The 23,969-nt window shown below is 69.4% G+C and carries 24 protein-coding genes and 2 pseudogenes; 12 read left to right on the forward strand and 14 right to left on the reverse strand.

Annotated elements, in window-relative coordinates; translation table 11 throughout:
• Positions 1 to 5: 5 nt before the first annotated feature.
• Together FJM51_RS04200 and FJM51_RS04205 are read right to left on the reverse strand one after the other, a co-directional pair.
• Positions 6 to 1,220: a tyrosine-type recombinase/integrase gene (locus tag FJM51_RS04200; protein ID WP_233712965.1), complete on the reverse strand. Its 1,215-nt coding sequence runs from the start codon at positions 1,218 to 1,220 to the stop codon at positions 6 to 8.
• A gap of 333 nt (positions 1,221 to 1,553) precedes the next feature.
• The gene (locus FJM51_RS04205) at positions 1,554 to 2,948 is read right to left on the reverse strand and encodes an L-serine ammonia-lyase (RefSeq protein WP_140452851.1); all 1,395 of its coding nucleotides are present in this window, start codon (positions 2,946 to 2,948) and stop codon (positions 1,554 to 1,556) included.
• 241 nt (positions 2,949 to 3,189) lie between these two features.
• On the opposite strand from FJM51_RS04205, the gene FJM51_RS04210 reads away from it, so the two are divergent.
• The 12 genes and pseudogenes from FJM51_RS04210 to FJM51_RS04265 form a co-directional block, all read left to right on the forward strand.
• Entirely contained in the window at positions 3,190 to 4,191 is a 1,002-nt protein-coding gene (locus FJM51_RS04210; RefSeq protein ID WP_210240203.1) for a GlxA family transcriptional regulator, read from the forward strand.
• A 66-nt stretch (positions 4,192 to 4,257) separates the two neighbouring features.
• Positions 4,258 to 5,283: a TRAP transporter substrate-binding protein gene (locus FJM51_RS04215; protein WP_140452853.1), complete on the forward strand. Its 1,026-nt coding sequence runs from the start codon at positions 4,258 to 4,260 to the stop codon at positions 5,281 to 5,283.
• Positions 5,284 to 5,301: 18 nt separating this feature from the next.
• Positions 5,302 to 5,823: a TRAP transporter small permease gene (locus FJM51_RS04220; protein WP_140452854.1), complete on the forward strand. Its 522-nt coding sequence runs from the start codon at positions 5,302 to 5,304 to the stop codon at positions 5,821 to 5,823.
• Positions 5,820 to 7,139, forward strand: coding sequence for a TRAP transporter large permease (locus FJM51_RS04225; protein ID WP_140452855.1), 1,320 nt, complete (start codon positions 5,820 to 5,822; stop codon positions 7,137 to 7,139). The genes FJM51_RS04220 and FJM51_RS04225 overlap by 4 nt, the downstream gene beginning before the upstream one ends.
• 128 nt (positions 7,140 to 7,267) lie before the next feature.
• A pseudogene (locus tag FJM51_RS04230) lies at positions 7,268 to 7,483 on the forward strand (hypothetical protein); the annotation flags it as partial.
• A gap of 207 nt (positions 7,484 to 7,690) precedes the next feature.
• The gene (locus FJM51_RS04235) at positions 7,691 to 8,515 is read left to right on the forward strand and encodes a cytochrome c oxidase subunit II (protein ID WP_140452857.1); all 825 of its coding nucleotides are present in this window, start codon (positions 7,691 to 7,693) and stop codon (positions 8,513 to 8,515) included.
• Between the two features lie 45 nt (positions 8,516 to 8,560).
• Complete coding sequence (locus FJM51_RS04240) at positions 8,561 to 10,333, forward strand: cbb3-type cytochrome c oxidase subunit I (protein ID WP_140452858.1); 1,773 nt, start codon at positions 8,561 to 8,563, stop codon at positions 10,331 to 10,333.
• The gene (locus tag FJM51_RS04245) at positions 10,330 to 11,031 is read left to right on the forward strand and encodes a cytochrome c oxidase subunit 3 (RefSeq protein WP_140452859.1); all 702 of its coding nucleotides are present in this window, start codon (positions 10,330 to 10,332) and stop codon (positions 11,029 to 11,031) included. The genes FJM51_RS04240 and FJM51_RS04245 overlap by 4 nt, the downstream gene beginning before the upstream one ends.
• An 11-nt stretch (positions 11,032 to 11,042) precedes the next feature.
• Entirely contained in the window at positions 11,043 to 11,756 is a 714-nt protein-coding gene (locus FJM51_RS04250; protein WP_140452860.1) for a heme-copper oxidase subunit III family protein, read from the forward strand.
• Positions 11,757 to 11,763: 7 nt separating this feature from the next.
• Complete coding sequence (locus tag FJM51_RS04255; protein WP_140452861.1) at positions 11,764 to 12,147, forward strand: cytochrome C oxidase subunit IV family protein; 384 nt, start codon at positions 11,764 to 11,766, stop codon at positions 12,145 to 12,147.
• Between the two features lie 39 nt (positions 12,148 to 12,186).
• Positions 12,187 to 12,513: a hypothetical protein gene (locus FJM51_RS04260; protein WP_140452862.1), complete on the forward strand. Its 327-nt coding sequence runs from the start codon at positions 12,187 to 12,189 to the stop codon at positions 12,511 to 12,513.
• A 12-nt stretch (positions 12,514 to 12,525) separates the two neighbouring features.
• Positions 12,526 to 12,654 (forward strand): annotated as a pseudogene (locus FJM51_RS04265) (IS3 family transposase); the annotation flags it as partial.
• Between the two features lie 40 nt (positions 12,655 to 12,694).
• Here FJM51_RS04265 and FJM51_RS04270 read toward each other — a convergent pair.
• From FJM51_RS04270 to FJM51_RS04325, 12 genes are all read right to left on the reverse strand, one after another.
• Positions 12,695 to 13,198, reverse strand: a complete 504-nt coding sequence (locus FJM51_RS04270; RefSeq protein WP_210240204.1) for a helix-turn-helix transcriptional regulator — start codon at positions 13,196 to 13,198, stop codon at positions 12,695 to 12,697.
• The gene (locus FJM51_RS04275; RefSeq protein ID WP_181164440.1) at positions 13,195 to 13,872 is read right to left on the reverse strand and encodes a class I SAM-dependent DNA methyltransferase; all 678 of its coding nucleotides are present in this window, start codon (positions 13,870 to 13,872) and stop codon (positions 13,195 to 13,197) included. The genes FJM51_RS04270 and FJM51_RS04275 overlap by 4 nt, the downstream gene beginning before the upstream one ends.
• Positions 13,873 to 14,146: 274 nt before the next feature.
• Positions 14,147 to 14,986 (reverse strand): trypsin-like serine peptidase, encoded by an 840-nt coding sequence (locus tag FJM51_RS04280; protein ID WP_140452864.1) that lies wholly within the window; start codon positions 14,984 to 14,986, stop codon positions 14,147 to 14,149.
• Positions 14,983 to 15,621, reverse strand: coding sequence for a hypothetical protein (locus FJM51_RS04285; RefSeq protein ID WP_140452865.1), 639 nt, complete (start codon positions 15,619 to 15,621; stop codon positions 14,983 to 14,985). Before FJM51_RS04285 ends, FJM51_RS04280 begins: the two co-directional genes overlap by 4 nt.
• Before the next feature lie 22 nt (positions 15,622 to 15,643).
• The gene (locus FJM51_RS04290; RefSeq protein WP_140452866.1) at positions 15,644 to 16,366 is read right to left on the reverse strand and encodes a hypothetical protein; all 723 of its coding nucleotides are present in this window, start codon (positions 16,364 to 16,366) and stop codon (positions 15,644 to 15,646) included.
• Positions 16,353 to 17,390: a DUF4438 domain-containing protein gene (locus FJM51_RS04295; protein ID WP_140452867.1), complete on the reverse strand. Its 1,038-nt coding sequence runs from the start codon at positions 17,388 to 17,390 to the stop codon at positions 16,353 to 16,355. Before FJM51_RS04295 ends, FJM51_RS04290 begins: the two co-directional genes overlap by 14 nt.
• Positions 17,387 to 18,178 (reverse strand): hypothetical protein, encoded by a 792-nt coding sequence (locus FJM51_RS04300; RefSeq protein ID WP_140452868.1) that lies wholly within the window; start codon positions 18,176 to 18,178, stop codon positions 17,387 to 17,389. The genes FJM51_RS04295 and FJM51_RS04300 overlap by 4 nt, the downstream gene beginning before the upstream one ends.
• Before the next feature lie 21 nt (positions 18,179 to 18,199).
• On the reverse strand, positions 18,200 to 19,306 hold the full coding sequence (locus tag FJM51_RS04305) for a hypothetical protein (protein WP_140452869.1): 1,107 nt from the start codon (positions 19,304 to 19,306) through the stop codon (positions 18,200 to 18,202).
• Positions 19,307 to 19,339: 33 nt separating this feature from the next.
• The gene (locus tag FJM51_RS04310) at positions 19,340 to 19,888 is read right to left on the reverse strand and encodes a hypothetical protein (RefSeq protein WP_140452870.1); all 549 of its coding nucleotides are present in this window, start codon (positions 19,886 to 19,888) and stop codon (positions 19,340 to 19,342) included.
• Between the two features lie 12 nt (positions 19,889 to 19,900).
• A complete protein-coding gene (locus tag FJM51_RS04315) occupies positions 19,901 to 21,667 on the reverse strand; it encodes a hypothetical protein (RefSeq protein WP_140452871.1) in 1,767 nt (588 codons plus the stop codon).
• A gap of 23 nt (positions 21,668 to 21,690) precedes the next feature.
• Positions 21,691 to 22,977 carry a hypothetical protein gene (locus FJM51_RS04320; protein ID WP_140452872.1) on the reverse strand — a complete coding sequence of 429 codons (1,287 nt, stop codon included), beginning with the start codon at positions 22,975 to 22,977 and terminating at the stop codon, positions 21,691 to 21,693.
• Between the two features lie 33 nt (positions 22,978 to 23,010).
• Entirely contained in the window at positions 23,011 to 23,940 is a 930-nt protein-coding gene (locus tag FJM51_RS04325; RefSeq protein WP_140452873.1) for a hypothetical protein, read from the reverse strand.
• Positions 23,941 to 23,969 lie beyond the last annotated feature (29 nt).

The raw sequence follows: 23,969 nt of genomic DNA on the forward strand, positions 1-23,969 counted from the left end.
CGCGGCTACCCCACCTTGCTGAATACAGAGTCAGCCCAAGCATTGAGCGCTGCCCGCTTCTCGTCCGCGTAGTCGTGCCGTTGATAAACCGCGACGATACCGCCTCCCGTCCCGCTCACATGGTTCAGAACAGCCTCCGTCACGCGGACCGGGATACCGAGCCGAGCCATGCCGGTCGCGGCCGTGCGGCGCAGGTCGTGGAAGGTCCAACGGGGGATCTCGACAGGCTCGCCACGCTCCTTCGCTGCGATTTCGGCCATCGCCTCGGCAAGGTGATTTCGGCCCCTATGGAAGCCGCTGATAGGGGTCTCGCCCGTTGTCGTGAAGATCAGCCCGGCCCTACTCTTGATCCGCTCCACTCCCGCCAGAACCGCGCGGGAGGCCTCGGACAAGGGCACGTCATGCGCTCGTGCGTTTTTCGTGCGCGCGGCTGGCAAGTGCCAGACATCGCCCCGGATCTCGCCTTCGGTCATCTGCGTCACTTCGCCCAACCGTTGGCCCGTCAGCAGCAGCAGCTTTCCAAGCGGCCCCCACGGAAAGCCTTCGGCCTCGCAGGCCTGCCAGAACCAGCGGATCTCATCGTCGGTCAGATAACGGTCGCGACTCGCCTCCTTCGTCACTGGCTTGACGGTCAGCGCCGGATTCGCCGCGATGATGTCCCGCTCAACAGCCCAATTCAGAAACTTGCCGAGATAGGCACGAACCCGGTTCGCCGTGACTGCCCGGCCGCTATCCGCGATTCCGTCCAGCAGGTCGATCACGTCCCGCCGGGTGATGGTCTGAATGTCCCGCTCGCCCCAAGCGGCGACCACATGCCGTTCCAGCTCGCGCCGCACCGTGGCGCCACTCTTCAGCGTCGCGAGGTGGCGCGCGGCATACCGCCCGACCAGTGTCTTGATCTTGTCACGCTCCGCGAGTTGCGCGTCGAGGCGAGCGACCTTGGTCGCCTTCTTCTCGGCGGCGGGATCTCGGCCGCGTTCGATCTTCTCGACGGCGGCCGAGGCGGCGGCGCGGGCATCGGCCAGCCCGAGAAGCGGCCAGCGGCCGAGCGTGAGCTTGGCTGTCTTCCCTCCGAAGCGATAGCGAAGTGCCCATGACTTGGCCCCACTCGGCTGGACCACGAGATACAGACCGGACAGCGCCGGATCAGGCATCTCATACCGCCGCTCTGGATCGGCTTTCGCGGCCTCCACCGCCTTCGTCGTCAGCGCTTTCGCCAAGTCAAATGGTCCCTTGGGGTAACACAGGGGTAACAGATCCGCCTGATAGGCGAAGTTACCCACAGTTAGGGACTGTGAGGCGAAATCCTCTGTTTTGCAATTAGAATCAGACATGTATCGGCCCATCCCGCTAAGAGATGATAGGGAACGTTATCCCGCTGACCAAGACTGTTAATCAATTGGTCGCAGGTTCGATCCCTGCCGCCGGAGCCAAAAATCCTCCCGAAGTCAGATGGTTGACCTGACGCGTGGCGGTCGCGCGGGAGGCCCCCTGCCCGGGCCCGCCCATGCGCGGCGCGGCGCGTCCGCCGAGGGGACGCGCCTTCCCGAGGCTCAGCACTCCGGCAGGTTGACGGCGAGGCCGCCGGTCGAGGTTTCCTTGTACTTCACGCTCATGTCGCGCCCGGTCTGGCGCATCGTCTCGACGCAGGCGTCGAGCGGCACGACATGGGAACCGTCGCCCCGGAGCGCGAGCGAGGCGGCGGCGACGGCCTTGATCGCGCCGAGGCCGTTGCGCTCGATGCAGGGCACCTGCACCAGCCCCTTGACCGGGTCGCAGGTCATGCCGAGGTGATGCTCGAGCGCGATCTCGGCGGCGTTCTCGATCTGGGCGTTGGTGCCGCCGAGCGCGGCGCAGAGCCCGGCGGCGGCCATCGCGGCGGCGGAGCCGACCTCGCCCTGACAGCCGACCTCGGCGCCCGAGATCGAGGCGTTGGTCTTGATGATCCCGCCGACGGCGGCGGCGGTCAGCAGGAAATCGCGGATGCCCTGGTGCGTCGCGCCCACGCAATGGTCGCGGTAGTAGCGGATCACCGCCGGCACCACGCCCGCCGCGCCGTTGGTCGGCGCGGTCACGACCTGACCGCCGGCCGCGTTCTCCTCGTTCACCGCCATCGCATAGACCGAGAGCCAGTCGTTCACGGTATGGGGCTGGGAGAGATTGTTGCCGCGCTCCGCGAGCAATGCCTCGTGGATCGCCCTGGCGCGGCGGCGGACCTTGAGCCCGCCCGGCAGGATGCCGTCGGCGGCGAGGCCGCGGTCGACGCAGGAATTCATCACCCCCCAGAGCCGGTCGAGCCCGGCGTTGAGCGTGGCATGGCCGCCCGCGCTCTCGTTCGCGCGCTTCATCGCGGCGATCGAGAGACCCGAGCTCTCGCCCATGGCGAGCATCTCGGCGGCGCTGGCGAAGGGATAGGGACGGCCGATCTCGGCGTCGTCGCCCTTCAATGTCTCGGTCCGCATCTGGCGCTCGGTCAGCACGAAGCCGCCGCCGATCGAGTAGTAGGTCTCGGCCAGATGCAGGTTTCCGGCCGCGTCGAAGGCGCGCAGCACCATGCCGTTGGCATGGCCCGGCAGCGGCGGCCCGTAGTCGAAGACGACGCCCTTCTCCGGGTCGAAGGCGAGCGGACCGAGGCCGGGCACGTCGATCGCGCCGGTCTCGCGCAGGAGGCCGAGCCGGCGCTCCGCCTCCTCCGGATCGAGCGTGTCGGGCACGAAGCCGAGCAGGCCGAGGATCACCGCGCGGTCGGTCGCGTGGCCCTTGCCGGTGAAGGCGAGGCTGCCGTGGAGCACGGCTTCGAGCCGCGCGGCCGGGCCGGAGCCCGGGACGCGATCCGCCCCGTCGCGCAGCGCGTCGAGAAAGCGCGCGGCGGCGAGCATCGGACCCATCGTGTGCGAGGACGAGGGTCCGACGCCGATCTTGAAGATGTCGAAGACGCTGAGGAACATGGCAGGCCTCCCGGCTCGGTCGCGGCGTGGCCCGGAGCGCGCGCGCGCCCGGATCCGTCGCCGAAGGATACGTCAAAAGCGCGGCCTCCGCGCGGGCCAGCGCCGGAGGATCGCGCCCCGGCGATGCCCGAAGGCGGCGCGGCGCATCCTCGCGAGCGATGCGCCGTCATGCCCGACAATGGCGGGGCATTGCTGTATGATCGCGTCGGAATCGCTGTATCCTGGCGTCACGGGAGGAAACATGGCGCGGCTCAACATCGGCTTCATCCTGGCGCGGCGCTTCACCCTCTCCGCCTTCGCCAATTTCGTCGACGTGCTCCGGCTCGCCGCGGACGAGGGCGACCGCTCGCGACCGATCCACTGCTCCTGGCGGGTCATCGCGCCCGAGCGGGAGGCGATCCGCTCGAGCTGCGGCGTCGCGGTCCAGCCCGACGAGCCGCTCGGCGATCCGGCGCGGTTCGACTATCTCGTGGTGGTCGGGGGCCTGGTGGACGAGGTCGAGAACCTCCACCCGGACACGGCGCGCTTCCTCGCGCGCGCGGCGGCGGCGGGGGTGCCGCTCGTCGGCGTCTGCACCGGCGCCTTCGCGCTTCATCGCGCGGGGCTGATGCGGGGCTACCGCGTCTGCGTGAGCTGGTTCCACCACGAGGATTTCCTTGAGCGTTTCGACGGGCTTGAACCCGTCTCGGACCAGATCTTCGTGGTGGACCGCGACCGGCTCACCTGTTCGGGCGGGGTTTCCTCGGCCCATCTCGCCGCCTTCATCGTCGAGCGCCACCTCGGCCGGGCGCGCGCGGCCAAGAGCCTGCACATCATGATCATCGACGAGGCGATGGCGGCGGAGAAGCCGCAGCCGGGCCTGCCGCTCGCGCTCGCCACCGGCGATCCGCTGGTGCGCAAGGCGCTGCGCGCGATGCAGCAGTCGATCGACGCGCCGCTCTCGATCGGCCGCGTGGTGGCGCGGCTCGGTGTCGGGCGCCGCAAGCTCGAGCGGCACTTCCGCGACGCGCTCGGCATGACCCCGCTCGAGGCCGACCGGCTGATCCGGATCGAACAGGCGAAGCACCTCCTCATGACCACGCGCCGCTCCGCGACCCAGATCGCCGCCGACACCGGCTTCTGCGATCTGCCCCATCTCATACGCGCCTTCCGCGCCTCCGAGGGCGTCACCCCGGAGGCCTTCCGCCGCGCCGGCGCCGGAACCGACGGCGGAACCGACGGCGGCCCGGCGCCCCGCGTTTGACGGTTGTGGCGCGGATCGGCGCCGGCCTATGCTTCCCGAAAAACGGAACCCAGGGGAGGAAGTCCGATGAAGCTCTGTCTGCTTGCCACCGTCGCGGTCGCGGCGCTGGCGGGAGCCGCCGCCGCCCAGGAAGTCACGCTGCGCGTGCATCACTTCCTGCCGGCAGATTCGACAATCCAGAAGGGCGTGCTGGAGCCCTGGGAGAAGGCGGTCGAGGAGCAGTCCGGCGGGCGCGTGGACGTGCGGATCTTTCCCTCGATGGGGCTCGGCGGCAAGCCGCCGCAGCTTTTCGATCAGGCGCGCGACGGGATCGTCGACGTCAGCTGGACGCTGCTCGGCTACACGCCCGGCCGCTTTCCGGTCTCGGAGGCGTTCGAACTGCCCTTCCTGGCCGGGACCGCCCTGGAGACGACCATGGCGCTGCAGGAATACCAGGCCAAATACATGGGCGACGAACTCGCCGACGTGCATCCGCTGCTGATCCACGCGCCCGCCGCCTACAAGATCCACACCCGTGACAAGGCGGTCGGGACCATGGGAGACCTGAAGGGGCTGAAGATCCGCGCCCCCTCGCGCACCATGACGGAGGGGTTGAACGCGCTCGGCGCCACGGCGGTCGGGATGCCGGTACCCGAGGTGCCGCAGGCGCTCACCACGGGCGTCATCGACGGCGCGGTCATCCCCTGGGAAGTGTTCGGCTCGCTGCGGATCGAGACCATGACGCGGGACCACACCGAGTTCGGACAGGAGAATGGCGGCATGTCCACCTCCGTCATGGCGCTGGTGATGAACAAGGCGAAATACGAGAGCCTTCCGGACGATCTGAGGAAGGTGATCGACGACAATTCCGGCACGACCCTGGCACCGATCGCCGGCGCCGCCTTCGACCGGGCCGAGGTGGAGGAGCGGCGCAAGGCGCTCGACGCCGGCGGCGTCGTTCACATCGTCCCCGAGGCGGACCTGGCCGCGTGGCGGGAGGCGACGCTTCCGGTCATCGAAGACTGGGTCAGCTCCATGAACGACGCCGGTCTGGACGGACACGCGATGCTCGACGACGCGCGGGCGATGATGGACGCGGCGCGCGGCGACTGATCACCGAGGGAGGGCCGGATGGCCGAAATGGAAACTCCGACCGAACATGCGCGTCCGGTGGCCGTTCCGGCGTGGCTGTCGGCCCTCTGCCGGATCTTCGCGGGCATCGGCGGCGTCGCCCTGCTGGCGATGATGCTCGTCACGGTCGCCAGCGTGACGCTCCGCGGCATCCTCGGCCATCCGGTCCCCGGAGATTTCGAACTCGTCGAGATGGGCGGCGCCATCGCGATCTTCTGCTTCCTGCCCTGGTGCCAGCTTTCCGGCGGCAATGTGCTGGTGGATTTCTTCACCCAGCGCTCGGGCCGGCGGGCGAACCACCTGCTCGAGGCGCTCGGCGACCTCCTCTACTGCCTGATCGCGGCGCTGCTGACCTGGCGCCTGATCCGCGGGGGCATCGAGATGCGGCAATACGGGGAGCAGTCGATGGTGCTGCGCCTGCCGATCTGGTGGAGCTTCGTCGTCATCGTGCCCGCGATGGCGCTTCTCGCCGTCACCTGCGCCGCCACCATGGCGGGCCATCTGCGGGCGGCGCGGTCATGACCGGGCTCGCCGCCGGGCTGACGGGCTTCGGGGTCCTCCTCGCGCTGATGGCGATCCGCGTCCCGATCGGGGTCGCCATGCTCGCCGTCGGGATCGGCGGGTATGGGCTCTACAACGGGGTGACGCCGCTGCTGGCCTTCCTCAAGACCTCCACCTACTACCAGTTCTCGACCTATTCGCTCTCGGTCATCCCGCTCTTCGTGCTGATGGGCGAATTCGCCACCCACGCGGGCCTGAGCCGGGCGCTCTACCGCGCGGCGGCCGCGTTCCTCGGCCACCGCCGGGGCGGGCTGGCGATGGCCTCGATCGGCGGCTGCGCGGCCTTCGGCGCGATCTGCGGCAGTTCGCTCGCCACCGCCGCCACGATGGCCCAGGTCGCGCTCCCCGAGATGCGGCGCTATAACTACTCCGGCGCGCTCTCCACCGGCTCCCTCGCGGCCGGCGGCACCCTCGGCATCCTGATTCCCCCCTCGGTGATCCTGGTGCTCTACGCGCTGATGGCCGAGCAGAACATCGCGCGGATGTTCGTCGCCGCGATCGTTCCGGGCATCCTCGCCGCCGCCGGCTACATGATCGCCGTCGCGATCTTCGTCCGGCGCAATCCGGAGGATGGACCCGCCGGCCCGCGCGCGAGCACCGCCGAGCGGCTCGGGGCGCTGCGCGAGACCTGGTCGATCGCGCTCATCTTCGGACTGGTCATCATCGGGATGTACCGGGGGTGGTTCACGCCCACCGAAGCCGCCGCCGTCGGCGCTTTCGGCACCGGGATCCTCGCGATCCTGCGCGGCGGGATGCGGCTGGCGGGACTGCTCGAGTGCCTTCGCGGCGCGGCGAACACCTCGGCCATGATCTTCCTGATCCTTCTCGGCGCGGAGATCTTCAACGCCTTCCTGGCCCAGACCCAGACACCCATGCTGGCCGCGAGCGCGATCTCGGCCTCCGGCCTCTCGCCGATGTCGGTGCTGCTGGCGATGCTGCTGCTCTATCTCGTGCTCGGCTGCGTGATGGATTCGATGTCCATGCTGCTCCTGACCATTCCGATCTTCTATCCGATCATCGCCGGGCTCGATTTCGGGATGCCGCGGGAGGACACGCTGATCTGGTTCGGGATTCTCGCCGTCGTCGTGGTCGAGGTCGGACTGATCACCCCGCCCGTCGGCATGAACGTCTTCGTCATCAACGGGATGGCGAGGGATGTCCCGATGCTCGAAAGCTTCCGCGGCGTCCTCCCCTTCCTCGTCAGCGATGCGATCCGCATCGCCGCGCTGATCGCCTTTCCGGCCATCACGCTGGGCCTCGTCCGGCTTCTGGGATAGGCGGACGGCCCGCGCGCGGCCGGCTCGGATCACGGCGGCGTCGAGATCGGGCTTGACCTGCGGATGTCGATCGCCCGCGGCTTCGGCCCGGAGCGAATCGTCGCTGTCACGATCGCGCCGGGTCGGTCAGAACTCCGATGGTCGACGGTCCGTTGGCCCAGCGCGGGGAAGCCGCGGCCATCGCGGACATCCCGATGGGCCGAAGGGCGGATCCGATGGAAGTCGCGGAGCCGATCGCCTTCGCCCTTCAACCATCCCAGGCCTCGCTCGACGGGGCGACGCTCGACGTCGACGGCGGCGGCTACATCCGGCAAGCCGTGAAAGTCTGGTGGAAGGCTCGGTGAGCGTTCCGGGGGCCGGGTCGCCGATGCCCCCTCGCCGGCGAGCGCCTCGAGAGTGTCCCCCGGGAGCGCCAGGGAAGCGGCCGAGGAAACCCGGGCGGCCGGAGCCCGGATCTGGCCACAAGTTCAGCATGGTGGTTTCAAGCCGCCGATTGAGCTATGGTGTGTCGGTGAGGCTGGCCACGCCAACCACTGCCAAGGGGCATGTGCATGGCAATCGCGGTGGTACTCGTCGTCGTCGTCGTCGGCTCGGTGCTGTTTCACCTGCTGAGCCCGTGGTGGTGGACGCCCATCGCCTCGAACTGGGGCTACATCGACCACACGCTGGTGATCACCTTCTGGATCACCGGGCTTGTCTTCGCGTCGGTCGTCCTGTTCATGGCCTATTGCGTCTTCCGCTTCCGTCATCGCGAGGGCGCGCGCGCGCGTTACGAGCCCGAGAGCAGGCGGCTGGAACTCTGGCTGACCGTGATCACCGCGGTCGGCGTCGCGGCGTTGCTGACCCCGGGTCTCTTCGTCTGGCACAGGTTCGTCACCGTCCCCGACGAGGCAGCCGACGTCGAGGTCATCGCCCAGCAATGGCAATGGAGCTACCGGCTGCCGGGAGAGGACGGCCGGCTCGGCCAATCCAGCGCGCGGCTGATCGGGCCCGAAAACCCGCTCGGAGTCGATCCGGATGACCCGGCCGGCGCCGACGACGTCATCATCGAGGCGGGCGACCTGCACCTGCCCGTCGATCGTCCGGTCAGGGTCCTGCTGCGCTCGATCGACGTGCTCCACGATTTCTACGTGCCGGAGTTCCGCGCCAAGATGGACATGGTGCCGGGGATGGTGACCTATTTCTGGTTCACCCCCACGCGCACCGGCGCCTTCGAGGTGCTCTGCGCCGAGCTTTGCGGCGTCGGCCACGCCTTCATGCGCGGGGCCGTCCAGATCGACGGCGAGGCGGACTACCAGGCCTGGCTCGGCGAGCAACCGACATTCGCCGCGCTGTCGCGGCCGGTACGCCTGGGGGCGGCGGCGCCCATGCGGTGACGGAAGGGGAGCCGCGCGCGAAGGCGCCGGCACGGAGGAAGACCGATGGTCGATGCGACGCAGGAGATCGATACCGACATCCCGCCGGCCGAGGTACCGGAACTCGAACTCTACCATCCGAAAAGCTGGTGGACGACCTACGTCTTCTCGCAGGACGCCAAGATCATCGCGCTGCAATATTCGGGGACCGCGTTCGCCATCGGCCTCGTCGCGCTGGTGCTGTCCTGGTTGATCCGGCTGCAACTCGGCTTCCCCGGTCTCGTCGATTTTATCACGCCGGAGGCCTACTACCAGATCGTGACCATGCACGGCATGATCATGGTGGTCTACCTGCTGACCGCGCTCTTTCTCGGCGGCTTCGGCAACTACCTGATTCCGCTGATGGTCGGCGCCCGGGACATGGTGTTTCCCTACGTCAACATGCTCAGCTACTGGATCTACCTCCTGGCGGTGCTCGTGCTGGTCGCGAGCTTCTTCGCGCCCGGTGGACCGACCGGGGCGGGCTGGACGCTCTACCCGCCGCAGGCGATCCTGGGCGGCACGCCGGGCGGCCAGCAGGCCGGCATCCTGCTGATGCTCGCCTCGCTGATGCTCTTCATCATCGGCTTCACGATGGGCGGCCTCAACTACGTCGTCACCATCCTGCAGGGCAGGACCCGCGGCATGACGCTGATGCGGATGCCGCTCACCCTCTGGGGCATCTTCACCGCCACGGTCATGGCGCTTCTCGCCTTCCCTGCGCTCTTCGTCGCCTGCGTGATGATGATGTTCGACCGCGTGCTCGGCACGAGCTTCTTCATGCCGGCGCTGGTCGAGATGGGCGAGCAGCTCAAATACGGCGGCGGCAGCCCGATCCTGTTCCAGCACCTCTTCTGGTTCTTCGGCCATCCCGAGGTCTACATCGTCGCCCTGCCCGCCTTCGGCATCGTCTCCGACCTGATCAGCGTCCACGCCCGCAAGAACATCTTCGGCTACCGGATGATGGTCTGGGCGATCGTGATCATCGGGGCGCTCTCCTTCGTGGTCTGGGCGCACCACATGTACGTCTCGGGCATGGACCCGCGCTTCGGCTTCTTCTTCGCCACGACGACGCTGGTCATCGCCGTGCCGACGGCGCTCAAGGTGTACAACTGGATCCTGACGCTCTGGCGCGGCGACATCCATCTGAGGCTGCCGATGCTCTTCGCGCTCGCCTTCATCGTCACCTTCCTCAACGGCGGGCTGACCGGGCTCTTTCTCGGCAACGTCGTCGTCGACGTGCCGCTCTCCGACACGATGTTCGTGGTGGCGCATTTCCACATGGTGATGGGGGTGGCGCCGATCCTCGTCATCTTCGGGGCGATCTACCACTGGTATCCGAAGATCACCGGCCGGATGCTCGACGAGAAGATGGGCCGGTTCCACTTCTGGGTGACATTCGTCGGCGCCTATGCGATCTTCTTCCCGATGCACTACGTCGGGCTGGTCGGGGTGCCGCGGCGCTACGTCGAACTCGGCGACCCGGCCTTCGTCACCACGCCGGTGCACGGGCTCAACGCCTTCATCACCGTGGCCGCCCTCGTCGTCGGCTTCGCGCAGCTCGTCTTCCTGTTCAACATCGTCTGGAGCCTGCGCCACGGCCGGCCGTCCGGCGGCAATCCCTGGGGCGCCGCCTCGCTCGAGTGGCAGACGCCCGAGACGCCGCCGGGCCACGGCAACTGGGGCCGCGAACTGCCGATCGTCTACCGCTGGGCCTACGACTACAGCGTGCCGGGCGCCCCGCGCGACTTCATCGCCCAGGACGATCCCTGGCCACAGCCGCCCGCGCGCCCGTCATGAGCGTGATCCTCGTCTTCCTCGTGGTGGTGATCGGCTTCGCGGGCTGGTGGCTCGCGCATCAGCGGCTCCTGTCCAAGCCCTGGCTCGAGGTCGGGCCCGACCCACTGGGAGGGCCGCGGCCGACGGGCATGCCGACCGAGAAGATCGCGCTCGGCATCTTCCTCGCGGTGGTCGGCGCGCTCTTCGCCCTGTTCGCCAGTGCCTACTTCATGCGCATGGAATTCGCCGACTGGCGGCCGATCCCGATCCCGCGGATCGTCTGGCTGAACACCGGCGTGCTGGTTCTCGCCAGCGTCGCGCTGGAATGCGCCCTCGCCGCGGACCGTCAGCATGACCGGGGCTCGCTGCGCCTCAGCCTCGCCGCCGGCGCCGTCGCGACGGTCACCTTCCTCGGTGGCCAACTCGTCGCCTGGCGCGATCTCGCCGCCAGCGGATACCTCGTGACCGGCAACCCGGCCAACAGCTTCTTCTATCTCCTGACCGGGCTGCACGGCCTGCACATCCTCGGCGGCCTGGTGGCGCTGGCGCGCGCCACTCCCGCGGCCTGGGGCACGGGCGACGCGCGCGGGCTCCGGCTCCGTCTCGAGCTCTGCGTCGCCTACTGGCACTTCCTCCTGTTCGTGTGGCTCTGCCTGCTGGTCCTCTTCACCGGCTGGGCGACCGGCTTCGTCAACATCTGCCGCGGTTTCCTGACCTGAGGTCCCCGAGCATGACCGACGTCCCTTCCGTTCCCGTTCGATCCCGCCCCCCGGGCTGGCGCGGCATCGTCGCCGACTGGTCCTCGGACCAGCGCGCCTTCAAGCAGGTCTCCTGGAAGAAGGCGATGATGTGGATCTTCCTGCTGAGCGACACCTTCGTCTTCAGCTGCTTCCTCGTCGCCTACATGACCGCGCGCAGTTCGACGACGATCCCCTGGCCGAACCCGAGCGAGGTCTTCGCACTACACCTGTTCGGCCAGGACATCCCGCTGATCCTGATCGCGATCATGACCTTCGTGCTCATCTCCTCCTCGGGCACGATGGCCCTCGCAGTCAACTACGGCTACCGCCGCGATCGGAGGATGACGGCCCGGCTGATGCTCGCCACCGCCGCGCTCGGCGCGACCTTCGTCGGCATGCAGGCCTTCGAATGGACCAAGCTCATCCGCGAGGGCGTCCGGCCCTGGAGCAATCCCTGGGGCGCCGAGCAGTTCGGCGCGACCTTCTTCATGATCACCGGCTTCCACGGCACCCACGTGACCTTTGGGGTGATCTTCCTGCTCATCATCGCGCGGAAGGTGCTGCGCGGAGACTTCGACACCGGCAGGCGGGGCTATTTCACCAGCCGGAGGGGCGGCTACGAGAACGTCGAGGTGATGGGGCTCTACTGGCACTTCGTCGACCTCGTCTGGGTCTTCATCTTCGCCTTCTTCTACCTGTGGTGAGGCGCACATGCCTGAAACAATCGTCCACGGCCCGGCAGTTCCGGACACCCACGCCAACCTCGCGGCGGTCGCGCACGAGGAGGGCCAGCACCATCCGCTGAAGGTCTACTTCATCGTCTGGGGCTGGCTTTTCGTACTGAGCGCCTGTTCCTACCTCGTCGACTACGTCGGCCTGCGGGGCTACCCGCGCTGGTCGCTCATCCTGCTCTTCATGCTGATAAAGGCCGGGCTGATCGTCGCGGTCTTCATGCACATGGTCTGGGAGCGCCGGGCGCTGGCCTACGCCATCCTCTTGCCGATGTTCGCAGTCATCGTCTTCGTCGGGATCATGGCCGTCGAGTCCGATTATACCGTCCTCATCCGCCGGGAGTATTTCGCGGCGGACAAGTAGAAGTGTGACGCCCGAAGCGCCTCGCAAGGGAGGAACCAAGTGCTCTACGACATCCTGGTTGTGGTCTTTCTTACCCTGCGCGGTGTCGCCGCGGCGGCGGTTCTTGGTCTCGGCTTCGCGTTCCTGATCTTCCTGGGCGATGCGAATGCGCGGGGAAGATCACTCGTGTCCGAGCGGTTCGACAGGCTTGCCATGCTGGTGGTCTATCTGTCCTGGTTCGGCCCCCTCTGGTGGCTGGGCTTCAGCGAGCCTTGGCTCATGGTCGCCTGCGGGGCGACGACGGTCCTCTGCGCCGTCTATGCCGCCAGCTTCCGGGCAGCGGCGTCACCAAACCGCGCCGGGTTGCCCGGAGGCTCCAACTCTTGAGAGACTGGAGCCATGACGAAGAGAATCCCGCCCTATAGTCCCGAGGTGCGCGCCCGCCCCGTCCGGATGGTCATGGACCATCCGGAGGAGCACGGCTCGCAATGGGCCGCGATCCAGTCGATCGCGGCGAAGATCGGTTGTTAACTCCCGGAAGGCGGAGCTGCCTCGGGATCGACCGCGCTCAGTCCTGATCCTCGGGATCGAGGCCGCCGAGGCGTGTCGTGAACAGGCACCGCACGAGCGCCGAGCGCCTCGATATGCCCAGCTTGGCGCAGGCGCGGCGGCAATGCTCGCGGACCGTATAGGCGCTGATGCCAAGCCTGCGGGCGATCTGCTTGTCGGTCAGCCCCTCGGCGATCATGCAGCCGACCTTCAATTCGCGTTGCGTCAGCCGTTGCGCGATGCACTGCTCGGCGACGGCGGCTTCCGGGGCCTCCGAGGAGAAGACCACGAAGACGTCGCCATTGCACAGCAGGCGGCCTGCGACATGGGCCCGCAGCCGGCAGACCTCTTCATCCTCGAAATCGGCCGCGACCCAGGATTCCTGTCTGATCGCCGCCAGGTGGCTTCCCGCGAAAACGAACTCCCGCACAGATGGATCGAACCGCGACAACAGCGCCAGGAGACGGGCGCCGCCGCTTCGCGGCACGGGCATCACCGCGTTGGCTGGCGCATGGGCGGTCATCTCGACGTCTCGCTGGCGGCCGCGGCCCGTCGCGCCACCACATGCAGCCAGTCACCGGCGCCGCCGGGCTCGACCGGGCGGCAGTCAAGCGGATCGAACCCGGCCGCGGCGAGGGCGCGCATCACCTCCTCGCGGCTGGGCCAGCGCTGTCGGTGGATCTCGGTCCACGCGTGCCGCCCGTGACCCGGCGCGCCGAGACGGATCGCCGCGACGCTGCCGCGGCCCTCCGGATCGATCCTGATCCGCCATTCCGAGCGGATCGCTCCGATCCTCAGGGACTGCCGCGCCCGCGTCCCGCCGCGGCTGGCGCCTTCCGGGATGAAGTCGAAGACAAGCGTCCCGCCCGGCAGCAGGTTGCGCGCGAAGCCCCTGATGGTCGCCGCCAGATCGGACGGGGACAGGAGGTAGTTGATCGTATCGAAGGTACAGCTCAGCGTCTCGACCGGCTCGGGCAGCGCAAGGCGCCGCATGTCCATCCGCAGGAGCCGCGCGGGCGTGCCCCTCAGCCGTTTCGCGGCGAGGCGCAGCATCGACGGCGACCGGTCCACGCCGATGAGCGCGCCGCCGAAGCGGCTGAGATAGCTCAGGAACAGCCCGGTGCCGCACCCGATGTCAGCGATGCTTCCGGTCCCGATGCCGAAGCGCGCGCGGCTTTCGGAAAACGCGTCCAGCACGCTTGGGAGAGCCCATTCACCCATGGCCTTGTCATAGATCGCCGCGAAAGACGAATACGGTCTCGCGCGTCGCCCCTGCCTGACCGTGTCGTCCGAGAAAGCAGTGTGACCGCGCCATCGAACGACATCTGGATCATCATGCGGAACCACCCGCGCTCTCGATGAAAGCGGGATGGACTCGGACGGTCCACTGTCAGATGAGTTTGACACGACTGGGCCCTCGAAGAAAGCTTCAACGGGCATATGAGGAACATTTGACACGGCGCGGGCTTCTTTACCTGGGCGGCGGCGATGGACGCAGGGGGGCGAGCGGCCCGTTTCCGGCAAGGGACGAGGCGACGGCCGCGAGCAGCGGCGCGGTGACGCGGACTCCGGCGTTGAAGTGGCCCGGCGGGGCGTTGGGCGCGCCGGGGCGGCACCCCCAGGGACCCCGGGCCGAGGGGCGCGGGCCGCGCGTGTGGATGGCGATCACCGCGCCGGCGGCGTTCGCGCCGTCGAGCCACACGGGCGCCCCGGAATGCCCGGGACAGGTGTCGACGCTGTAGCGCATCAGGTGCCGGCCGAATCCGTCGAGACGTTCGGCATGAGCCCAGAGTTCGCCAGGCGCCTTGTCCGAGGGATAGCCGGCGATACGCAGGAGCCGGCTGCTTCGCACACGTTCGAGAGCCTCGGAGGACAGAGCCGCGAGTCTCAACCCCGGTTCCAGGCCGAAGCCCCGCGACAGCCGGATTATGCCCCAGTCGAGCCGGGGGTCGGCGCGCGCGGCGAAACGCGGGTGGACGTACCACTGCTCGGCCCAGGCCGCGCCGTAGGGGCGGCTGGCCCCGTCCCGCGCGGGCGTCACCAGGATGCGCCGCGGTGTCCGGCGGCGCGCCAGCGAGAAGAGGCAGTGCCCGGCGGTCAGCAGGACGCGGGGCGCGATCAGGAAGGCCGTGCAGCCGGACAGCCCTCCCGTTCCGAAGTCGCGCGCGATATGGCAGATCGAGGAATACGGCGGCGGCATCGGCGCGCGGACGCGCCAGCGGCCATCGGTCGGACCGATGATCGCATAATCGAGGCATTCCGCGAGGCGGTCGGCCTCGACCGGCGTCTCGATGACCGCCGCCCGGCTCATGGCCGTCCGGCCGGGCCGCCTTCTTCGTCCGGCGCCGTGCGACGAGGCGGCGTCGCATCCTCCTCCCCGTCCGGACCGCGCCCGCCGTGGGGCGCCGCCTCCGGACGATCGGCGCGGACCGCTTCCACCCCGTCGGCGTCATCGACGCCCGCGCGCTCGCCGTCCATATCCGCGTCCTCCCGCGGGGTCGCGACGCGGCCGCGCTGCCTGGGCTCCCGCGCACGATCCTGCTCGCTGGACGCCGCTGCCCCTTCGGGCGCCGCGGAGAGTTCGCGCGCCTCGCCGACGCGCCGCGCCAGTGTCTCGAGCAGGATGTCGGCGTTCGGACACCTGGCCAGCCAGTCCGCCGCGTTGGCGAGAAACGCCTCCTCCTCGGGTGCGAACAGCCCGCGCATGTGCCGCGGCGGCGCCGCGGGCGGGCGCCGGGCCAGCGGATGCGCCCGGACGACGTTGTCGCCCCTGTCGTCGCCGCGGCGGGGCGCGGGACGCGGCTCGCGGCGGTCCGGGTCAGCATCGCCCTGGCTCCGCTCCGGGGCCCGCCGCCGCGGCCCCAGATGGGCCAGGAGCGCCTGGAGCTCCCGATCGACGAGGCGGTCGAGCTCGTCGAAATCGTCGGTGTCCTCGTTCGGTTGCATGGCGGTCACCTCCTCGGGGGGATCAGTCTTCGAAGGTCCAGGTGGCGGGGTTGTACGTCCGGGCGCGCTCCCGCCGCTGAAGCAGGATCTCGTAGGCGTGCAGGATCCGGCGGTCTGGCCGCCCCTGCCAGAGCAGCTTCCGGCGGAAGTGTCCGAGATGGACGACCGCCGCGTTCTCGCCGGGAACGAACTTGCGGGGAGCGCCGACCCTGGCATCGTAGCGCCCCTTGCCGCCGTGGCGCGCGGCGCCGGAGCGGATCCGCGCCGCCGGCCGGAAATGCTTGAGAATTCGGAAGCCGGGCACCTGCGACACCACCATCCCTATGTCGACGGGCACGGGTTGTCCGGCGACCTCGATCCGGTAAAGGCCGCTCGTGACGCTGAAATAGGGCCAGAGCGCGGGGGGAATGGCCGCCAGAAGGTCACGGGGAACGGGCTTGCCGCCGCCGCCGCCGCGCTCTGCCATCCGCGCGTCCAGATGGAGCGCCGCGGCGATCAGATCCTTCAGGACCACGCCGTTCCTCCAGCCGCCCCAGTCGTCGAGCGACAGCGGCCCCTCGCGGGTGCCGCTTCGCGGCGTACCCACCCGCCTGGCGGTCGCCGGCGGCGCCGGAACCCGCCCGGCCGGCGCCGCCTCGAAACGACGCCCACCGCAGATCGGGCAATCCGGCCGTCCGCAACGGTGGCGCCGGCGGTCGAGAAGGCTCGCCACCAGCCGGTCGAGGGCGCGTTCATGGATGGACATCGGCTCTTCTCCCTGTCCGGAGCGCCCGCCCGGACGGGGGCGCGAGAGGGCGGGTCCGCCGCGTGAAGGTCGGCTCCACCCGGGGCGCCGCCGCGGGCCGGACACCATAGAGCACCGCCAGGTTGGCATTCGGGTCATGGCGCGGCCTCAGCCGCCCGGCCGGTCCGCTGAGCAGCGCCGTCACGCCCGGCCCATGGCCGGAAACCGTGCTGTCGGAATGCACCACCACGCCGATCGTCACGTGCCGCCGCGCGTAGGAGCGGCCATGGCGCCCCTCCGTGTCGAGAATGGCGACGATGTCGCCGAAGCGCAGGCTGCCCAGGCGGAAGCGTTCCACGGCCTCGTGATCGAAGAGCTGGATGTCGCAATCCCCGAGCGACGCCGAGCCCCTGCCGAGCCCGGAGCCCATCAGCGCCGCCGGCACCAGATGCGTCACCGGGACGAGGAGGCGCCCGCCTTCGACGAGGATGCCCATGCGCGCGATCAGGCCCGGATCGGCGTTCATCGCGGCGACTTCGGGGAAATTCGGCAGGCGGAGCCCCTGCCCCGTGGCCGCGATCTGAACCATGTCGCCCACCCGCATCCGGCGCATCGGCTCGCGGGGAAAGTCCACGATCACATGCCCGACCCCGCCATGTTTGCCGGTGACCAGCCCCTTCGCGCCCGCCGCCGGTCCCGAGACCACCCGCGCCGCGTTGCCGACGCAGGCGAGCAGGTTCAGCCCGCGGTTCGCCGCGTCCGGTACCGGGCCCTCAGTCTTCCCGGTCGCGCGGATCGAGACCGCCGGTTCGAGATGATCGGCCGCGATGCCGACGCAGCGGTCGCCGATGCGGTGGCTGAGCGTGATGCCGCCCGGCCCCGGCAGCACCCGCGCCACGCCGTCCTGGCCGATCCGGTACGGCGAGCCCTTGCTGAGCGGAGGCGTGACGCGCCCGAGCACCGCGATGGTCGCCAGTTCCTCGCGGTTGACGCGGGGACCGCCGGGGGACGGGGCCGGCGGTCCGGGAGGCGCGGAGGCGATCATGACGCCACCTCGCACCAGAACGCGCTGGCGCCGTGCCAGGGGTCGCGCTCCTCGCTGTATTCCGCGTCGTCGGGTTCGAAGTCGGGCGCGTCGTCGAGCGCCGCGGCGACGGCGCGCGGCGCGAGGAGGCAGACCGCCGCCAGCCGGGCACCCGCGGCTAGGGCGAGCCCGACCGGCCGCGGCGGGGCTTCTCCCGTCCCGGCGCGGGACAGACGGGCGGCCTGCTCGCCCTCGATCTCAACGCAGTCGAGGCCGGCGGCGGAGAGCATCCGGCACATCCGCGGCGGGCCGTCCGGCTCGGTCAGCGTCAGGATCACCGGAGCGGCGATCGCGTTCACCGCCGCCAGCGCCAGGGAGTCGCGGGCGCAGAGCCCGAGCGAGGAAACCGGTGTGCCGGGGGCGAGAAAGCGCTCGAGCAGCGCGGCGAATTCCTGCGACCGTCGGGCAGCGCTCTGGTCGAAGCCCGGCGGCAGGTGGCTTTCGAACAGGACATCGCCGATCCAGCAGAACCGTTCGAGCAGCGTCGTGGCGCTCCAGACCGCGTGCCATTCGCGCAGGCGCGGCAGCAGCGCCCGCGCATCCTCCCCCGGATCGGCCAGATCGGGATAGTCGATGACCTCGAAACGCTGCAGCAGCGCCCAGAGGCCCTGCGCCAGCCAGCAGCGCCGCCGCTCGGCGAGCGCGAGCGCGATCAGGAGGCCATGTTCGGAGAAGGCGAGGCGCCCGTCGATGATCAGGTCGGAGTCGGTCTCCGAACCAAGGGCCCTGGCGGCGAGGGGAAGGGTCATGGCGCCACCTCATGCCGGGATTCAGGCCGGGATCCGCATCGCCTGCCGCGCCGGCAGGCCGACCGACCAGCGCAGCTGGTCGGAGACGCCCGGGAAGCGCCGGCCCTCGGAGGTCATGCGATAGGCGGCGATCCAGGCTTCCGCGTAGGCCGCGATCGGCCGGATCTCGGCGCGGAACACGTCGATGTCGATCGAGGTCGCGAAGTCGTTCGACGCGATGAATTCCAGCGCCCGCCGCCCCGCCTCGGCCATCTTCGAGCGTTGCGACAGCGGCGCGTGGCCGTTCAGATGCCGTTGCGAGACGATCTCGATCACATCCCATTTGTTGTTCGCATCGAAGCCCTTGAGGATGTCGGGCGCCTCGAGCAGATCGAGCGAGGTCTGCAGGTACTGGCCGATCTCATGCGTCAGCGCGAGGATGTTGCCGTAGCTCGACCGGTCCAGCGCGTAGCGCAGATCCGTGCCGAGGCGCTGGATCGAGGCGATGGTGCCATAGGGCCGGTCGTCGATCTGCTGGCTGCCCTTGATCACCTCGCTGATGGTCAGATCGCGGGTGTACTGCGCCATCGAGGACATGAAGGCCACGAACTGGTAGTGGAAGTTCCTGTTGACAACGGCGCCGGCGGGGGTCGGACCCTGGCCGTAGTTGAAGGCGCGCTTGTAGGCGATCATCCGGTCGCGGCGCGTGTAGCGGAGCGGCCGCCACTTCTCGAGGATGTAGAGCCCGCGCGCGCCGGGGCCCTGCTGGATCCTGAGCCGGCCGAGCTGGAAGAGCTTGCGCAGGACGTCGATCACCTCGAACACCTTCATCCGCTCGTGCTGGTAGATGTAATAGAGTTCCGCGGCCGCGTGCAGCTGGCTCGGGATCACGGCGGCGTCGAAATCGGGCTTGACCCGCGGATACGGCAGATCCCCGAACGGCTTGACCCCCTCGCCGCCAAAGCCGATCAGATCGGCGAAGCCGAAGGGCTCGCCGCCATTCTCCTCGAGCAACTGCTGGAATCGCTGCTCGAACTGCCGCTCGAAGGCCGCCCGCTCTTCCGGCGCGAGATTGGCCAGTTCCTCGCGATAGAACCGCTGAAACAGCCGCTTCAGGGTCTCGTTGGTCTCAAAGGATAGCGATGACATGGCGGAACCTCGGTGTTTTCGGCCCGGATGGCCTCAGGGTGTCGTCGCGCTCGGACCCTGAGCTTGACTGGACTGGCAAAGCCGCGACGCGGCCTCGTAGATCGCATCGTGGACCTCGGGGGGAAGCGCGCCGAGGATCGGCGCGTCGCAGCCCAGCAGCGCGCCGCGCAGGTTCTCGCCGCTTCCGCATGCCGCGATATCGCCGACGCTCCTCAGCTGGGCGGCGCCGTATTCCGAGGGAACGGCTCCCGCGGAGGAAATCGTGAGATGGTCCTTGTTCAGGTGGACATGGAGCAGGTTCAGGACCCAGAGCGCCTTCATGCCGGCCTCGACCCGTTCGAGGCGGGCTCCAAGATCCGTCAGGCGATCCTGCCCGCGCAGGAGCCCGCCGATCGCCCGGGCATTCCCTTCGATGGCGTCCTCGGCCTTGGTGACACGGGCTTCCGCCTCTGTCAGGCGATCCCGCCCGACCCCGAGACGGTTGATCGCGGCGGTATTCCTCCGCAGCGCGCCGACGATCGTCTTGCGAGGGGATCCCGGGCCGCGCGCCGGAGCCTGTACCTTGTGTCGCTGCGTTTTCATCGCACTTTCCCCTCAGAGCTTCCTGCCCAGCGACAGATCATCCGGCGCGAGCTTGGCAGCGATATCCTCCAGCGAGACATCGTCGTCGCGGGGGATCGTGATCGATACCGATCCGCAGGGCGGATAGGTCGTGCCCCGCGTGACCTGCTTCAGGTCGTCGATCGCCTTGTTGAGCAGCGTGACCGTCGCGGCCTCGGACCCCCGGCGCCCGAGAAGGTCGTGGTTGCACTTGGCGGACATGTTCGTCACCAGGTCGATCCAGCTTCTTTCCGTGGCGATCTGCGCGCAGAGCACCGCGTGGACCGCCAGGGCGCGGCGGTTCAGCTCATCGGCGCCGGGTTGCCGCAACGTGGGCGGCAGGCTCTGGAAGAAGGTGCTCGCCGCCGCCCTCATGCGGTTCAACGGACCCACCAGGCTCAGCGGTGGCTGCTTGCCGCCCGACGGGACTTTCAGCGCGTCGCGGACCGCGCGGACGACGAACCCGTAGGCGAGAGCGGTCAGCAGCGCGTCGGTAAATCCCGAGGGCGCCTGCGCGAGCAGATCGATGGCGCGGTCGATGTCGTAGAGCGCCTTGCCACCGATCACCAGGATCCTCGCGGCGTCCTCGTCGCAGCAGCAGCAGCAAAAGCAGTCCAGCGCCTCGGCGAAACGGCCGCGCTGCTGGATGATCTCGAGCAGCAGCTCGGTCACGCCGTCCGGGCGGCTCATGCCATAGAGCCCGTAGAACAGGAGCGGCGGGCGGGCGATGAACACGAGCCGGTGGCCCGAGCGCGCCGCGCCGAACGCGTCGATGAAGTACTGGATCGCCGCGAGGAAGCTGGTCAGCGGCGGGCTTTCGGGCGAGGCGACGCCATTGGCGACCCGCAGGAAGCGTTCCAGCTGCGCGACCGTGACGACGGAGGTCGCGCCGAGCGCCCGCATCCCCTCGGCGTCGCGGCCCGAGACGAGCGCGATCATCTCGTCGAACACATTCGCCAGGTAACCCTCGTCGAGATAGGCGCGAAGATCGGTGGCGCCGGTATCCTCGAGCGCGCGGTGAAGCTGCCGCAAGGCGACCACGCCGCGCGGCCAGTCCCGTTGCCCCGACACCTCCCGCGCCGACCCCTGGAGGGCGCGCAACGCGGAGAGCACCGTCTCGCGACGCACCTGCAGCTCGGAGGAGGCCGACTGCAGGATGACCGAGGTGCTTGTCACCCCGCCGGCGGCCAGCGCCTCGCCCGCGGTGACCAGGATCAGCGCGCCCATGTTGTCGCAGCTCTGGGCCAGCCGGCAGAACAGGCCCGGCACGCAGCCGGTGAGCGCGGCGAGATACCGCGAGAGCCGGGCGTAGTCTGTGAGCGCGCGGCGGGCGGCGAAGGCGCGGTCGCGCTCCGCCGCCCCGAGGGCGAGGCGGGCATAGGCGACGCCATCGCGGGCGGCGGCGCGGATCGCGCTGGCCCAGCCGCGCAATTCGGGCTGGATGTCCTTGATCTGGCTCTCGTTCACCAACGCGTCGAGGTCGCAGTCGAGGTCGGACTGAGCCTCCGCGAGTTCCGCGCGCCCGGCGCCCGCCTCGGCGATCACCGGCGGCGGCGCGGTGCGGATCTGGATCGGCGTGCCGGCGCGCTCGCGCCGGATCGCCTCGGCGTCGCCGGCGAAGCGGTCGAGCAGCGCCCTGGCAAGCTGCCTTGGATCCGTCGGATCGGCGACGCGGAGGGACCGGCGGATCACGTTGTCCACGACGACCGTGCCCGGAGATCGAAGGGCGGCGGCGCGGCCGAGGTCAGTCGATTCGGTCATGGCAGTCACCTCTCAGGTTACCATCAGGCCGCCTGCGTCCTGTGCAGGACCGGCCGCGACCGCTCGCGGGCCGCGTGTTGCGACAGATGGCGGATCACCGTGTCCGACAGCGGCTCCGCCTTGGCTCCCATGGTCAGCGCGAACCGGCTGGCGCTGACCAGAAAGCGCGGTGGCAGGTCGGGGATCCTGCCATTCATCAGTTCCACCGCGCCGCGGCGGATGCGTGCCTCGTCCTCGCGGCCGTAGGGGATCACGTCGACCAGGGCGCGCTGGGCGAGATTGCGGCGCGGCTGGAAGGCGATCTCGTCCACCACCGCCGGGATGATCCGGTTGGCCGAGGACAGGAGCGGCGTGGGAATGCGCCCGCCCCTCCCCGTCCCGTACAGGTCGCGCCAGACCTCGCGCGCCTTGGCGGCGTCCTGGGCGAAACCCATCCGGCGCATCATCTCGGCGAGGATCAGGCCACGGAGAAAGCCGGTCGGATGCGCGCCGCCGGGCCGGTAGGTCACCACCTTGGGCCCGGGATGGGCGAGAAAATCCATCATTCCCCAGGCCGAGGCGGTGCCGCCGAGCAGCAGCGCCGCGAGATCGGCGAAGATCTCCTTGTGCCAGCGGCGATAGACCGTCGCCACCAGCGGGTCGGCGCGGCCACCGACGAGGCGCCGCGTCACCGCCTGCTCGGTCTCCTGCCAGACGCCGAGATCGGCCTGCAGGTTGTGCGCGACCTCGTGGAGGAACACCGACTGCCAGGGGTTGTCGCGGTCCCAGGGGATGCGGATGACCGGAAACGGATTGGACTCGCCGAGGAGCCGCGCCAGCGCCACGCCCCGGCGCATCGTGGCCGGGGAATAGCCGTGTTCCATGTAGGTCAGCGGACGCAGGATCCCGTGGTCGAAGACCATCGGCGCCACCGCCAGCACCGCGGCGTAGCAATCCGCGGCGATGGCGTCGTGCGCCGCGAGGGCCGCTGCGAAACCGCCGTTCCGCTGGGCGAAGATCTCGTGGATCATCCCGAAGGTGCGACGCGCGCGATCGACCTCGCGCTCGGCCAGCGCGATGGCCACCAGAACGCCGCGCGGGTTCCCCGACCCCGCTTTGCGACGCACGAAGTCGACACGGGTGCCGATCTGCCGGTGAATGGCGGCGAGCCTGCTGTTCGCGGCGCGGAAATGCGCGGGGCTGGGCGCGAAGCCGGCGTGGGTTTCGGGGATCCCGATTCGGCGCGGCGTCAGCGCGGTCAGCCGACGGGACCGGGCCGAGAGCGCCCGGACCTTGGCGTCGATGAACTCCGCTGTCGCGACCGCGATCATGGTCGGGATCCTCCAGGTTCAAGAGCCCGCGGCTCAGGCCGCGCTGATCGTGATGCGGGCGGGACCGGCGATCGTGAAGCTCCTCGAGCCGGTCATGCCCGGCCGGGCCACGCCCGCCTTCCTGACCGCGACGACCGCCCTGCGCGACGGCCGGGCCAGTTTCGCGGTCATCGCGGGGCTGCGTGCGACCTTGCCCGCGGCGGCCTTGACCACCTTCGTGCGCAGCGGCGCCGGCGTGCCCTTGCGGGCGGCGATCTTCTTCGAGGACCGGACGATCTTCGGCAGCGCCCGCACGGCCTTCGGCCCCTGCGCGCGCACCAGCGTCTTCGCCGCCGCCTTGACGTCCCTGACCGCCTTCTTGCGGGCGACCGGACTCATCGTCTTGGCCCGGCCCTTCAGCATGGTGCGGGCGCCGATCGTCGCCACGATGGGCAGCGCGCGCGGATCGCGGGCGGCGAGCTCCGCGAAGGCCTCGAGCGCCTCCTCCTCGCTGGCCCCCTCCATCCGCAGCTTGCCGAGCAGCTGGGCCGCCTTGGCACCCATCTGCGCGTAGGGATGCGGGATCTTCGAGAGGATCGGGCCGGCGACGCGGGCAACCTTGCCGATGACCGGCGCCACCTTCTTGACGCCCGCCTTTATCGCCTTGAACAGCTTGCCGAAGAACTCGTCCTCGTCCTCCGCGGCGAGCGCGTAGGCCAGCGCGGAGTCGAACATGTCCTCCTCGTAGCCGCCGCCCTCGTCGAACTCGTCGTATTCGTCGAACTCGTCATAGGCGTCCGCCGCGTCGCCGAAATCGCCCATCGCCTCGAGCTCGTCGTATTCGTCGAACTCGTCATAGGCGTCCATCTCGTCGTACTGGTCGAAATCCTCGTATTCGTCGAATTCGTCGCCGAAGGCGTCCGCAGCGCCTTCGGCCTCGTCGTAGGCGAGATCGTCGAACATGTCTTCCTCGTAGAGAGCCATTTCGACACTCCTTCCTGGCTGCTACTGGG

Source organism: Amaricoccus solimangrovi (assembly GCF_006385685.1).
Taxonomy (GTDB): Bacteria; Pseudomonadota; Alphaproteobacteria; order Rhodobacterales; family Rhodobacteraceae; genus Amaricoccus; species Amaricoccus solimangrovi.